11 protein-coding genes are annotated in these 13,628 nt (G+C 69.5%); all 11 read right to left on the reverse strand.

The window, feature by feature from the left end:
- Nucleotides 1-74 precede the first annotated feature (74 nt).
- Nucleotides 75-341: a 50S ribosomal protein L27 gene (rpmA, locus tag MAA44156_RS12870; protein WP_003875863.1), complete on the reverse strand. Its 267-nt coding sequence runs from the start codon at nucleotides 339-341 to the stop codon at nucleotides 75-77.
- Between the two features lie 17 nt (nucleotides 342-358).
- Nucleotides 359-670, reverse strand: coding sequence for a 50S ribosomal protein L21 (gene rplU, locus MAA44156_RS12875; RefSeq protein WP_003875862.1), 312 nt, complete (start codon nucleotides 668-670; stop codon nucleotides 359-361).
- A gap of 210 nt (nucleotides 671-880) precedes the next feature.
- Nucleotides 881-3,721: a ribonuclease E gene (gene rne / locus MAA44156_RS12880; protein ID WP_156649248.1), complete on the reverse strand. Its 2,841-nt coding sequence runs from the start codon at nucleotides 3,719-3,721 to the stop codon at nucleotides 881-883.
- 339 nt (nucleotides 3,722-4,060) lie between these two features.
- Nucleotides 4,061-4,471 (reverse strand): nucleoside-diphosphate kinase, encoded by a 411-nt coding sequence (gene ndk, locus MAA44156_RS12885; RefSeq protein WP_003875860.1) that lies wholly within the window; start codon nucleotides 4,469-4,471, stop codon nucleotides 4,061-4,063.
- A 40-nt stretch (nucleotides 4,472-4,511) separates the two neighbouring features.
- Entirely contained in the window at nucleotides 4,512-4,889 is a 378-nt protein-coding gene (locus tag MAA44156_RS12890) for a DUF4233 domain-containing protein (RefSeq protein WP_003875859.1), read from the reverse strand.
- Entirely contained in the window at nucleotides 4,886-6,343 is a 1,458-nt protein-coding gene (folC, locus tag MAA44156_RS12895) for a bifunctional tetrahydrofolate synthase/dihydrofolate synthase (RefSeq protein ID WP_009975966.1), read from the reverse strand. Before folC ends, MAA44156_RS12890 begins: the two co-directional genes overlap by 4 nt.
- The gene (locus MAA44156_RS12900; protein WP_009975964.1) at nucleotides 6,340-8,988 is read right to left on the reverse strand and encodes a valine--tRNA ligase; all 2,649 of its coding nucleotides are present in this window, start codon (nucleotides 8,986-8,988) and stop codon (nucleotides 6,340-6,342) included. The genes folC and MAA44156_RS12900 overlap by 4 nt, the downstream gene beginning before the upstream one ends.
- A gap of 58 nt (nucleotides 8,989-9,046) precedes the next feature.
- Nucleotides 9,047-10,306 (reverse strand): saccharopine dehydrogenase family protein, encoded by a 1,260-nt coding sequence (locus MAA44156_RS12905; RefSeq protein WP_009975963.1) that lies wholly within the window; start codon nucleotides 10,304-10,306, stop codon nucleotides 9,047-9,049.
- 69 nt (nucleotides 10,307-10,375) lie between these two features.
- Nucleotides 10,376-10,909 carry a transglycosylase family protein gene (locus tag MAA44156_RS12910; protein ID WP_033724854.1) on the reverse strand — a complete coding sequence of 178 codons (534 nt, stop codon included), beginning with the start codon at nucleotides 10,907-10,909 and terminating at the stop codon, nucleotides 10,376-10,378.
- A 1,009-nt stretch (nucleotides 10,910-11,918) separates the two neighbouring features.
- Entirely contained in the window at nucleotides 11,919-12,500 is a 582-nt protein-coding gene (gene mobA, locus MAA44156_RS12915; RefSeq protein ID WP_049770286.1) for a molybdenum cofactor guanylyltransferase, read from the reverse strand.
- A 13-nt stretch (nucleotides 12,501-12,513) separates the two neighbouring features.
- Entirely contained in the window at nucleotides 12,514-13,605 is a 1,092-nt protein-coding gene (locus MAA44156_RS12920) for a 2-oxoacid:ferredoxin oxidoreductase subunit beta (protein WP_009975946.1), read from the reverse strand.
- Between the last annotated feature and the right edge of the window lie 23 nt (nucleotides 13,606-13,628).

The following is a 13,628-nucleotide window of genomic DNA, read 5'->3' on the forward strand; positions in this document are numbered from 1 at the left end:
CGTCTCGTTCGCCGAGCGTGCAGCTACCGCGAGAATTGCCTCGAATTATCGCGGTGAGTGCACGCTCGCGGCGCTCAGTCGGCGGCTTGCCCGGCCGCCACGATGTTGACGGTCTTGCGGCCGCGCTTGATGCCGAATTCGACGGCGCCGGCCTGCTTGGCGAACAACGTGTCGTCGCCGCCGCGGCCGACGCCGGTGCCCGGGTGGAACTTGGTGCCGCGCTGGCGGACGATGATCTCGCCGGCCTTGACGATCTGGCCGCCGAACCGCTTCACCCCGAGCCGCTGCGCGGCGGAATCCCGGCCGTTGCGCGAGCTGGAAGCGCCCTTCTTGTGTGCCATGTCTGTCGCCTCCCGAGCTACTTGATACCGGTGACCTTGAGGACCGTCAGCTGCTGACGGTGTCCCTGACGCTTGTGGTAGCCGGTCTTGTTCCTGAACTTGTGAATGCGGATCTTGGGGCCCTTGGTGTGCTCGAGCACCTCGCCGGTGACCGCGACCTTGGCCAGCGCGGCGGCGTCGCTGGTCACCTTGGCGCCGTCGACCACCAGGGCGACCGGCAGCGACACGTTCGAACCCGGCTCGGAGTCGAGCTTCTCGACTTTGACCACGTCCCCGACGGCGACCTTGTACTGCTTGCCGCCCGTCTTGACGATTGCGTAGGTCGCCATCGTTGCTCCTGCTCCTTCTTGTAGCCGCCGCTCGGCGCGTCGCGCGCGAACCAGCCGCGGTGCACGTGGTGGGTCTGGGTTGCGGGCCTGCGCCGATTCCCGGGGAAGTCCCGCTGCCGCCGGCCAAAGTAGCCACCCGGCCCGACGACAACTGTCCAAGGGTACGTGACCAGCGGCTACAGGGTCAAACCGGGCACCCCGGCGCGGCGCTCAGTCCGCGTGGATCGGCGGTCCGGCCGGCCGGCCGGCCGCGCGCCGACGCCGTGGCCGGCCGAGGGCCGAAACGCCCGGGCGCTCGGCCGCCGGGTCCCGCTGGTCTTCGGAATCGTCGGAATCCTCCGAGTCGTCGGAATCGTCGGAGTCCTCGGTGTCCAGGTCGTCGTCGTCCAGCTCGAGGTCCTCGTCGTCGTCGCCCAGATCTTCCTCGTCGTCGATGTCCTCGTCATCGAGGTCCTCATCATCGGAGTCGTCGGAGTCGTCGGAGTCCTCGTCGTCGTCCTCGGTGTCCTCGAGGTCCTCGGTGTCCTCGGCCGCTTCGAGCTCCTCGGCGCGCGCCGCCTTCTTCCGCTCGAGCTCGTCACCGGCCTCCTCGGCGGCGGATTCGTCCTCGTCGGAAGCCGCCTGCGTGGACGAGCCGGCGGCCATCGCCTTGAACATCGGATGCTCGCCGGGCGAGTGGACCGGCACCTTGGCCACCACCGGCTCCTCGGCCTTGCTCTTCTTGCGCCGGCCGCGGCGCCCCCCGGACTCGGACTTCCGCCCGTTCGACGGGGCCGAGTCCACCGGGTCGGCGTGCAGCAGGATGCCACGGCCGCCGCAGTTGGGGCAGGACGTCGAGAAGGCCTCCACCAGCCCGGTGCCCAACCGCTTGCGGGTCAGCTGCACCAACCCGAGCGACGTCACCTCCGACACCTGATGACGGGTGCGGTCGCGGGCCAGCGCCTCGGTCAGCCGGCGCAGCACCAGGTCGCGGTTGGACTCCAGCACCATGTCGATGAAGTCGATGACCACGATGCCGCCGATGTCGCGCAGCCGCAGCTGGCGCACGATCTCCTCGACCGCCTCGAGGTTGTTCTTGGTCACCGTCTGCTCCAGGTTGCCCCCCGAGCCGGTGAACTTGCCGGTGTTGACGTCGATCACCGTCATGGCCTCGGTCCGGTCGATCACCAGCGTGCCGCCCGACGGCAGCCACACCTTGCGGTCCATCGCCTTGGCGAGTTGTTCGTCGATGCGGTGCACCGCGAACACGTCCGGCCCCGGCGTGCCGTCCGGGCCGGTGGCCGGCTCGTACTTGGTGACCTTCGAAACCAGGTCCGGCGCAACGGAATTCACGTATTCGTTGATGGTGTTCCAGGCGTCGTCGCCGGAGACGATCAGGCCGGCGAAGTCCTCGTTGAACAGGTCGCGGATGACCTTGACCAACACATCGGGCTCTTCGTAGAGCGCCACCGCCGCGCCGGCCGCCTTCTCCTTGATCTCGATCGCCTTGGCCTCGATCTGCTTCCAGCGCTCCTGCAGCCGGGTGACGTCGCCGCGGATGTCGTCCTCTTTGACACCCTCGGACGCGGTCCGGATGATCACCCCGGCGTCCGACGGCACCACCTCGCGCAGGATCTCCTTGAGCCGCTGGCGTTCGGTGTCGGGCAGCTTGCGGCTGATGCCCGTCGAGGACGCCCCCGGCACGTAAACCAGGTAGCGGCCCGCCAACGACACCTGCGTGGTGAGCCGGGCGCCCTTGTGCCCGACCGGATCCTTGCTGACCTGGACGACGACGTAGTCGCCGGGTTTGAGCGCCTGCTCGATCTTGCGGTCGGATCCGCCCAACCCTGCGGCCTCCCAGTTGACCTCGCCGGCGTAGAGCACCCCGTTGCGGCCGCGGCCGATGTCGACGAAGGCCGCCTCCATCGAGGGCAGCACGTTCTGCACGATGCCCAGGTAGATATTGCCCACCAGGGACGCCGAAGCGGCCGAGGTGACGAAGTGCTCGACCACGATGCCGTCCTCGAGCACCGCGATCTGGGTGTACCGCGAGCCCTGATGCGGCGGCTCGGTGCGGATCCGGTCGCGCACCACCATGACCCGTTCGACGGCCTCGCGACGCGCCAGGAATTCGGCCTCGGTCAGCACCGGGGGGCGGCGCCGGCCGGCGTCGCGGCCGTCCCGGCGTCGTTGCCGCTTGGCCTCCAACCGGGTCGAGCCGTCGATGCCCTTGATCTCGCTGCTCGAGCTGCCGTTGCCGTCGTCCCCGCCGTTTTTGCCGTTGCGGGGAGGCCGCTCGTGCACGACGGTGTTGGGCGGATCGTCGGGCGAGGGCCCGTCCTCGTTGTCGTCGCCGGACCCGGATTTGCGGCGCCGGCGCCGGCGGCGGCGGCGATTACCGCCGTCGGCCGAGCCGTCGTCACCGGTGTCGGAGTCGTCGGCGTCCTCGGCGTCCTGGCTGTCGGAGTCGTCGTCGCCGTCCGACTGGCCGCCCTTCTTGCCCCGGTTTTGCGGCTCGTCGTCGTCGCCGTCGCCCGGCCCGTCGGATCCGCCCTGCTCGCCGCGGCCCCGCCCGCGGCCGCGACGGCCGCGGCGGCGCCGCCGGCTGGACGGCCGGTCGGCCTGCTCGTCGTCGTCGCCGTCGGAGTCGTCGGAGTCGGCGGTCTCGTCGGCATCGCCGTCGTCGTCGCTGCTTTCCAGCGGCTGCGGCGCGACGAACAGCGGCATGTAATGCGGCCGCTCGGTAGCGTCGGGGGTTTCCAGCAGCAGCCGGGATTCGGGTTCGCCGGTGATCCCGGCGTCCGGTCCGCCGCTCGCCGCGTCCTCGGCAGCCGGCTCCGGTTCTGCCGACGGCTGGGCGGCGAGCAGGTCACGCACCCGGACCGCGTCCTCGCGGTCCACCGTGGAGTGCGCGCTGCGCACGCGGCCGTCCAGCTCGCTGAGCGCGTCCAGCACCCGCTTGCTGGTGGTTCCCAGCGTTCGGGCCAGCGAATGAACTCTCAAACGGTCGGGCAGGTCCCCGGACCGGGTCGATTCTTCTGATGGGTCTGCAGTCGGTGCACCGTCTACCACGTATTCTCCTCAAGCCCCCGGGCGCGTCGTTGCGACGCGGCCACGCGAGGGCTTCGCTATGGGCCCGGGTCACTTCTCCCGGGCTTGTGATGGTCTCGCCCCGAGCGGCTCGGTAGAACCCACTCGGCGCCGTGCTGAATGACGGCCTGACACGCAGCGAACCAAGGCGACGGGGCTATGGTCGCGCTTGTCCAAGTCTTCATTCGGGTGTCTGACGCCGGTCCGGCGACGTTCACCCGAGATCAGTATCCCACATCACGGCACCGGCCCACCCGCACCTGAGGCCGCCGGCTCGGGCGGAACCGCCCGCCCCCGGCAGGCGGCGGCATCGCCGCAGCTCTAGGCGTCGGGAAACCAGAGCCCGATTTCCCGTTTCGCCGACTCGACCGAATCGGACCCGTGCACCAGGTTGAACTGCGTCTCCAACCCGAAATCGCCCCGGATGGTGCCGGGAATCGCCTTCTCCACCGGGTCGGTTCCCCCGGCGAGCTGCCGGAACGCCGCGATCGCCCGCGGCCCCTCGACGATGGCCGCGACCACCGGACCGGAGGTGATGAACTCCAGCAACGACGCGAAGAACGGCTTGCCCTCGTGCTCCGCGTAATGCTGGGCGGCCAGATCTTGGCTGACGTGCCGCAGCTCCAGCGCGACGAGGGTGAGGCCCTTCCGCTCGATCCGGCCGATGATCTCCCCCACCAGCTGCCGCTGGACGCCGTCCGGCTTGATCAGTACCAATGTCCGTTCGGTCACGGCGGACAGCGTACATAACCAGCTGGCCAGACGCCGGGCGTCATCCCTGCCGGCGGCGGACCTCGGCGCGGAAGTAGGCGATCAGCGCCCACAGCCCGGTGAACAGCACACCGATGAACCCCACCCCCGGGTACACGGCGAAGCCGGCCAGCAGGATCGCCTGCGCACCCAGGTTGACCCAGATCGCCCACGGTCTGCGCTGCACCCCGGCCAGCAGCACCAGCAGAACGGCCAGCCCGATCAGATAGCCCAGCGACACCCGCGTCAGCCCGCCGCCGACCGCGCCCACCACCGGGATCGCCAGCAGCACGACGATGGCCTCCAGGATCAGGGTGGCGGCCATCACCGCGCCGAAGCTGCGCCACGGGTCGGCCGCGCCGCGCTGCTGCGGGCCTTCGGGTGGGTCGGGCCGGGTCATTGCGGATCACGACCGAACAGGGTTCGCGCCGCGCCGGCGGTGACCACCGAGCCGGTGATGACGATCCCGGTCCCGGCGAAGTCCTCGGCCTGCCCGTCCACCAACCCGTCCCGGACGGCGTCGTCGACCAGCGCGGTCGCGACGTCGATGGCGTCGCTGAGGTTCTCGGCGGTGCTCACCCGATCGGGGCCGAACTGCTCGCGCGCCGCCAGGGCCAGCGACTCGACGTCGAGCGCCCGCGGGGACCCGTTGTGGGTGACCACCACGGAGTGGAACACCGGCTGCAGCGCGGCCAGGATGCCGTCGACGTCCTTGTCGGCGAGGACGCTGAGCACGCCGACCAGGAAGCGGAAGTCGAATTCGTCGGCCAGCGTGCGCGCCAGGGCCGCCGCGCCGGCGGGATTGTGCGCGGCGTCGATGAAAACCGTTGGGGCGCGGCGCATTCGCTCAAGCCGGCCGGGGCTTGTGACGGCGGCGAAACCGGCACGAACGGCGTCGACGTCGAGCTGGCGCTGGGCGCCGGCGCCGAAGAACGCCTCGACCGCCGCCAGGGCCAGCGCGGCGTTGTGCACCTGGTGCTCGCCGTGCAGCGGCAGGTAGACGTCGGAATACACCCCGCCCAGCCCCTGCAGCTGCAGCAGCTGCCCGCCGATCGCGACCTGCCGGCCCAGCACCGCGAACTCCGAGCCCGCGCGGGCCACCGCGGCGTCGGCCTGCACGCACTGCGCCAACAGCACCTCCATCACCTCCGGCGGCTGCTGGGCGATGACCGCGACGGTGTCGGGTGCCCCCGCGGGCGCCCGGGTGATGATGCCGGCCTTCTCCCCGGCAATCCCGGCGAGATCGTGGCCCAGGTAGTCGACGTGGTCGATGGAGATCGGGGTGATGACCGCGACCGGGGCGTTGACCACGTTGGTGGCGTCCCAGCGTCCCCCCATGCCCACCTCGACCACGGCGACGTCGACCGGGGCGTCGGCGAACGCGGCGAACGCCATCGCGGTGAGCACCTCGAACTTACTCATCGCCGGTCCCCCGGCGGCTTGCGATTGCTGATCGACCATCTGCACGAACGGCTCGATTTCGCGGTAGGTGTCGACATACCGGGCCGGGCTGATCGGCTTGGCGTCGATCGAGATGCGCTCCACCGCGGATTGCAGGTGCGGGCTGGTGGTGCGCCCGGTGCGCCGGTGCAGCGCGGTGACCAGCGCGTCGATCATCCGGGCCACCGAGGTCTTGCCGTTGGTGCCCGCGACGTGGATGGACGGGTAGGCGCGCTGCGGCGAGCCCAACAGGTCCAGCAGTGCGCTGATCCGGGTCAGGCTGGGCTCGATCTTGGTCTCCGGCCAGCGCTGGTCCAGCAGGTGTTCGACCTGCAGCAGCGCGGCGATCTCGTCCGGGGTGGGGACCGGGTCGGGAACGTCGTGCTCCGGCGCCCAGTCGGGCGGCTCGGTCATTGCAGCACGGCCAGCCGCGCGTTGATCCGCTCGCTTTCCTCCTGCGCCAGCCGCTGTCGGTCCCGGATCTTGTCGACGACGTGCGGGGGCGCCTTGGCCAGGAAGTCCTCGTTGGCCAGTTTGGCGGTGGTCGACGCCAGCTCCTTGTGGGCGGCGGCCAGATCCTTTTCCAGCCGGCGCCGCTCGGCGGCGACGTCGATGCTGCCCGAGGTGTCGAGCTCGACGACCACGGTGCCGCCGCGCAGCCGCACCTCCACCGACGCCGACGGGCGGAAGTCGGGCCCCGCGTCGGTGAGCCAGGCCAGCGAGGTCACCGCGCTCACCTGGGTGTCCAGATCGGATTCCGTGACACCGGCCAGTCGGGCCGGCACCTTCTGCCGGTCCGCCAGCCCCTGGTCGCTGCGGAACCGGCGGACCTCGGTCACCAGCTTCTGCATGTCGGTGATCCGTTGCGCGGCAACCTGATCCAGGCCGACGCCGGACGACCGCGGCCAGTCGGCGATCACCAGGGACTCGTTGCCGGTCAGGGCCTGCCACAGCGCCTCGGTGATGAACGGGATCACCGGGTGCAGCAGCCGCAGCAGCGTGTCCAACGTTGTTGCCAGCACCGCCGTGGTGTGTGTAATTCCTTCGGCCAGTTGTGTTTTGGCCAATTCGACGTACCAGTCGCAGAATTCGTCCCAGGCGAAGTGGTAGAGCGATTCACAGGCCCGGCTGAACTCGTAGTTGTCGAACGCCGAATCGACTTCCGCGCGAACCTCTTCCAGCCGCCCCAGGATCCATCGGTCGGCGTCGGTCAGCTCGTCGAGTGGCGGCAGCTGCGCCAGCTGCGCGCCGTTGAGCAGCGCATAGCGGGTGGCGTTGAACAGCTTGGTGCAGAAGTTGCGCGACGCCCGGACGTGATCCTCCCCGATCGCCAGATCGCCGCCGGGGCTGGCGCCGCGGGCCAGGGTGAACCGCAGGGCGTCGGCGCCGAACATGTCCACCCAGTCCAGCGGGTCGATGACGTTGCCCTTGGACTTGCTCATCTTGCGACCGGACTCGTCGCGGATCAGCCCGTGCAGGAAGACGTCGGTGAACGGCACCTGCGGGCCGCGCCGGCCGTCCAGGGTGATGGCGTCGTCGTCGCCGACGAAGGTGCCGAACATCATCATTCTGGCCACCCAGAAGAAGAGGATGTCGTAGCCGGTGACCAGAACGCTTGTGGGATAGAACTTTTCCAGCTCCGGCGTCTTCTCCGGCCAGCCCAGGGTGGAGAACGGCCACAGCGCCGAGGAGAACCAGGTGTCCAGCACGTCGGGGTCCTGCTCCCAGCCCTCGGGCGGTGTTTCGTCCGGGCCGACGCAGCGTTGTTCGCCGTTGGGCCCGTACCAGATCGGGATGCGGTGGCCCCACCACAGCTGCCGCGAGATGCACCAGTCGTGCATGTCGTCCACCCAGGCGAACCAGCGCGGTTCCATGCTGGTCGGGTGAATCACCGTGTCGCCGTTGCGAACCGCGTCACCGGCGGCCTTGGCCAGCGATTCCACTCGGACCCACCATTGCAGCGACAGCCGCGGCTCGATCGGCTCGCCGCTGCGCTCGGAATGCCCGACGCTGTGCAGGTAGGGTCGCTTCTCCTCGACGATGCGGCCCTGCGCGGCCAGCGCCTCGCGCACCGCGACCCGGGCCGCGAACCGGTCCATGCCGTCGAATTGTGTTCCGGTGTCGGCGATTCGACCCTTTGTGTCCATGATCGAGATCATCGGCAACTGGTGGCGCAGCCCGATCTCGAAGTCGTTGGGGTCGTGCGCGGGCGTGACTTTGACTGCGCCGGTGCCGAATTCGGGGTCGACGTGCTCGTCGGCGACGATCAGCAGCTGCCGGTCCACGAACGGGTGCGGCAGGCTGCTGCCGACCAGGTGCCGGTAGCGCTCGTCGTCGGGATGCACCGCGATGGCGGTGTCGCCCAGCATCGTCTCAACCCGGGTGGTGGCCACCACGATGTGAGGGCCCGAGTCGTCGAGCGAGCCGTAGCGGAACGACACCAGCTCGCCCTCGACCTCCTCGTAGTTGACCTCGATGTCGGAGAGGGCCGTCTGCAGCACCGGCGACCAGTTGACCAGCCGCTCGGCGCGGTAGATCAGCCCGGCGTCGTAGAGCCTTTTGAAGATGGTGCGCACGGCCCGGGACAGGCCCTCGTCCATGGTGAACCGGTCGCGGCTCCAGTCCACCCCGTCGCCCAGCCGGCGCATCTGGCCGCCGATGGCGCCGCCGGACTCGCGCTTCCAGTCCCACACCTTCTCGATGAACAGCTCGCGACCGAAGTCCTCTTTGGTCTTGCCGTCGACGGCGAGCTGCTTTTCCACCACGCTCTGGGTCGCGATGCCGGCGTGATCCATGCCGGGCTGCCAGAGCACCTCGTAGCCCTGCATCCGCTTGCGCCGGGTCAGGGCGTCCATCATGGTGTGCTCCAGCGCGTGGCCCATGTGCAGGCTGCCAGTGACGTTGGGCGGCGGCAACACGATCGAGTAGCCGGGTTTGTCGCTGGCCGGGTTCGCGGTGAAGTACCCGGCGTCCACCCACTGGCGGTAGATCGCGTATTCGGCCGCGGCCGGGTCCCACGACTTGGGCAGGTCGGTGGCGGGGCTGCGGCTGGCGGTCACCCGTCAATTCTAGGGAGCGACGTTTACCTTCATGTAAGTGCCCGAACCGTGCGCCGGGTCACCCGGCGAGCCGGTCGACCTGCAAGGACACGCCCGCGCCGGGGAATCGGTCCAGCAGCGCGTCGCCCATTGCGGCCGCGGGGGTGAGAACCCCGTACAGCTGCGGGAGCTTGTCGCGGTCGAAGGCCAGCGCCAGCCCGCTCTCCCCCAACAGCACCGAGGTCGCCTTGTAGCCGGGGTCCCCGCGCTGTTCCATCCGGGCCACGTAGCGGGCGCCGCTGGTGGTCGTGGTGTAGGTCTCGATCCGGTAGTAGCCGCGCTCGCGGGCCGACGGGCTGGGGCCGGTTCCCGGCTTGGGCACGATGCGCTCCACCAGCCGGCGCGGCAGGAAGCGGAAATAGCGGCTGCCCAACCCGAACGTCGCGGCGGCCGTTCCGCCCACCACCGCGGAGGCCACCGGCGCCAGCGGCGACGAGCCCAGGCTCATGCTTTCGCTGTAACGCAACGACCGACCGTAGGCCCAGTCGAGCAATGCGTTGCTGCGCCGCACGATCCGGGTGTTGTAGGGCGCCATGACGAAGCCCGCGGTCCACACCCCGGCCAGTTCCGGCGCGATCTGGCGACCCCGTCGGCACGGCAGATCGGGCTGCGGCCCGACGTCGGGTTCGGCGCCGCGGTCGCTGCTCAACGTGTAGGGGTCGGCGAGCTGGCGCCGGGCCTCGGGATCGCGGGATGCGGTGTCGAGCACTTCGAGCATCGAGGCGACGGTGCCGCCGGACACCCCGCCGGAGAAGGAACGCACCACCAGGTCGGTGTCGACGAGCTCGCCGGCGCCGTCATCGCGCGCCGCCCGGTACAGCGCGTACACGCTGAGGTCCGACGGCACCGAATCGAATCCGCAGGCGTGCACGATGCGGGCGCCGGTATCCGCGGCCTGCTTGTGATAGGAGTCGATGCTGTCCCGGACGAACATCGCCTCTCCGGTCAGGTCGGCGTAGTCGGTGCCGGCGGCCGCGCACGCGGCCACCAGCGGCAGCCCGTAGCGGGTGTACGGGCCGACCGTGGTGATGACGACCTGGGTGCGGGCCGCCATCTCGTTGAGGGTGGCGGGCGAGCTGGCGTCGGCCTGCAGGACCGGCCAGGACTGCGCGGCGTCGCCGAGCGAGTCGCGGACGGCATGCAGCTTCTCGGTGGACCTGCCGGCCAGCGCAATCCGCTTGTCCGGTGCCGCCCCGGCCAGGTACTCGGCGGTGAGCTTGCCGACGAAGCCGGTAGCCCCATACAACACAATGTCGAATTCGCGCGGTGTTGCGGTCACCGGCCCGACGCTACCCCTGGAGCCAAGAAGTGCCGGGCACTAGGCCCGGCACTTCTTGGATGGCTGGGATCAGCCGCGGCGGCCGCACACCGGCCACGCGCCGATGCCCTGCGAGTGCAGCACGTTCTCGGCGACCCGGATCTGCTCCTCGCGGCTGGCGCCGGCCGGGGAGCCACTGCCGCCGTTGGCGTGCCAGGTGCTCGAGGTGAACTGCAGGCCACCGGCGTAGCCGTTACCGGTGTTGATCCCCCAGTTGCCGCCCGACTCGCACTGCGCGATGGCGTCCCAGTTCACGCTGTACGCCTTGGGAGCGGGAGGCGGCGGGACGTCCGGGCCCGGGGCCGGCGGCGCATCCGGGGCCGGCGGCGGCGGGGCGTCCGGAGCCGGGGGCGGCGGAGCGTCCGGGGCCGGCGGGGCGTCCGGAGCCGGGGCCGGCGGAGCATCCGGGGCCGGGGGCGGTGGCGCGTCCGGGGCGGGGCCGGCGGCCGGCACGTTCGGGTCGAAGCCCACCTGCTCCGCGTCTGCGTGAGCAGTAGCGGACGGGATGGTCACGAGCGTGCCCGTGACCGCGGCGAGAATGAGCGTCTTGCGGACGTTCCTCAATATCCTTCCTTTCGCGGTGCGCGCGCGCCAAAGCAAGCCCACGAAGGTGGGCTGAGGCTGTTGGTTGAATGCCTGCTTCGGGACGTGCCGTCTGGGTCGGGCACGACAGCGGCGGGCCAGGTCTGCCGGCGGGCTTCACCCACCGGTCACGGGCGGGCTGTCGCCGTCCGTGCCGCCGCTCACACGCGGGTCCGTGGATTCAATTTTCGATTACTCTTCCGTAACCCGTTGTGGGCTAACACGGACCGTAGAAGACGCCGCTGCATTCGTCATCTTCGGAAACTGGATATCTCGTTTCGGTAACGAGCCGATCACGCCGCGATAGCGCGGGCATTTTCGCAGGTCGTGCGGGCATTTTCGGCGGGAGCTCGCGGATTGCCCGGGCAAACAAATGGTGAGCCGAATCACGCGTATTTTGTGAGCTGGCGCACCATCGTTTGCCGGGTGGGTAGCCCGATCCGGTGGTGCTTCAACGCATTCGACCCCCACCGATGGGGGTTCGGGAGGATAACGCAGCGGGCGCCGCAACAGCGCGCGCCACGCCGAGTAGCAGCACATCGTGCGCCCGTACGTCGAGTAGCGCTGTGCTGCATGGTTTTTCGGAAAATAAATTGTCCACCGGGTACACCGATGCCGCGGTCCGTCGTCATCGTATTACCAATGCCCGCAATAGATTTCACCAAACAGGCAGTGCTGCAGCAGCTTTCATAGGCACCAAGCGATGCCCACCGTGCACACCGGGTCGCGGGATTCACCGATTCGAATTTGCCACGCCCCGACAGCGTCATGGGTGGGCGGGCCACTTGCAAAACCGTGGGACGCCGGCACCCGATTCCGACACGTGCATTCAAATCGCCGCTGCCCCAACAGATCACGATGGAAAGCCGGTATGGACGGGCCAGACCGATTCGAAAGGGAACAATAACGCCGCATTCGCTTGCGCTACCGCATTGATGGCGGCCGCGAATTCGGAGGCAGAGGGGAATTCGCTGAATTCGCCGGCCGATTGTCAGGCCCGCGCCTGCGCCAGGGCGCGCAGGTCGGCCTCGGTGTTGACGTTGGCCAGGAACCGCGATTCCGGCAGCACGATCTGCTGGGCGTCGGAGGCGTCGATCAGGGCTCGCATCGATCGGGCGCCGCCGGCGACCAGCCGGTCGATCCGCTCGGCCAGATCGGTGCGGTACAGCGAGGCAAGGTAGTGACTGCGGCCATCCCACGGCAGCACCACCTCGGCATTGGTTTCGGTGGCCAAATGCACCAGGTCGTCGATCAATTCGGGGGACAGCAGCGGCATGTCGACGGCGCAGACGAACGCGTACCGGGCGCCCGCCTCGGCGGCGGCGCGCAGGCCCCGGCCGGTCGCCGGGAGCGGCCCCTGGCCGCGTATCTCGTCGCGAATGATGCGCGCCGACACCTCGGGCAACGGTTGCCCCGGGGCAGCCATCACGAAGATCGGGTCGCAGCGCTGGGTGAGCACCCCGACGACGTACTCGAGGAGCGTCGCGGCCCCGCGGGGCCCCGGCAGGGTGGCCTTGTCGCGGCCCATCCGCCGCGATTCACCGCCGGCAAGCACGATCCCTGCCAGTTGCATCGAGTCGGCCACGTCAGTCGACGGTCCAGGTGTCGCGGCCACGCAGCAGCGACTGCAGCGCCGCGGAGTCGAACGCCTTGGCCGACTGGGCGGCCTGGACCTGGGCGCGCGCGGCGTCGTCGTAGGTGGGCCGGCTGATGTCGCGGAAGATGCCCAGCACGGTGTGCTCGAGGTTCTGGTCCGACAGCCGCGACAACGCGAAGGCGTACGCCGAGTTGTCGGTGTGCGCGTCGTGCACCACGATCTCGTCGACCGACACGTCGGCGGTCTTGGCGACCTCCAGGCCGAAGCCGGACTGCACCACGCAGTATTCGCCGTTGGCGCCGAACACAATTGGTTCGCCGTGCCGGACGCTGATGACCCGCTCCTCGGCGCCCTCCTTGCGCAGCACGTCGAACGAGCCGTCGTTGAAGATCGGGCAGTCCTGCAGGATCTCGACGACGGCGGCGCCCCGGTGCCCGGCCGCCGCCTGCAGCACCTCGGTCAGACCGGCCCGGTCGGAGTCCAGTGCGCGGCCGACGAAGGTCGCCTCGGCGCCCAGGGCCAACGACACCGGATTGAACGGGTGGTCCAGCGATCCCATCGGGGTCGACTTGGTGATCTTGCCGACCTCCGACGTGGGCGAGTACTGCCCCTTGGTCAGCCCGTAGATCCGGTTGTTGAACAACAGGATCGTGATGTTGACGTTGCGGCGCAGCGCGTGGATCAGGTGGTTGCCGCCGATCGACAATGCGTCGCCGTCACCGGTGACCACCCACACCGACAGGTCCTCGCGGGCCAATGCCAACCCGGTGGCGATGGCCGGCGCGCGGCCGTGGATCGAGTGGAAGCCGTAGGTTTCCAGGTAGTACGGGAAGCGGCTCGAGCAGCCGATGCCGCTGATGAACACGATGTTCTCGCGGCGCAGCCCCAGGTCCGGCAGGAAGTTGCGGATGGTGTTGAGGATGACGTAGTCCCCGCAGCCCGGGCACCAGCGGACCTCCTGGTCACTGGTGAAGTCCTTGGCCTTCTGCGGCTGGTCCGTTGTGGGAACCCCGTCGTTCTTGGTCAACTTCGCGGTCAGACCGAGGTCCTTACCCGCCAAGTTGCCGACCACGTCAGTCACGAGCGCCGCTCCTCCTCATCGCT

It is taken from the genome of Mycobacterium avium subsp. avium, assembly GCF_009741445.1.
Lineage (GTDB): Bacteria > Actinomycetota > Actinomycetes > Mycobacteriales > Mycobacteriaceae > Mycobacterium > Mycobacterium avium.

Coding starts and splice junctions, on each gene's coding strand:
- rpmA (WP_003875863.1), bottom strand. CDS start 341: ATGGCACACAAGAAGGGCGCTTCCAGCTCGCGCAACGGCCGGGATTCC.
- rplU (WP_003875862.1), bottom strand. CDS start 670: ATGGCGACCTACGCAATCGTCAAGACGGGCGGCAAGCAGTACAAGGTC.
- mobA (WP_049770286.1), bottom strand. CDS start 12,500: ATGCAACTGGCAGGGATCGTGCTTGCCGGCGGTGAATCGCGGCGGATG.
- folC (WP_009975966.1), bottom strand. CDS start 6,343: ATGACCGAGCCGCCCGACTGGGCGCCGGAGCACGACGTTCCCGACCCG.
- MAA44156_RS12890 (WP_003875859.1), bottom strand. CDS start 4,889: ATGACCCGGCCCGACCCACCCGAAGGCCCGCAGCAGCGCGGCGCGGCC.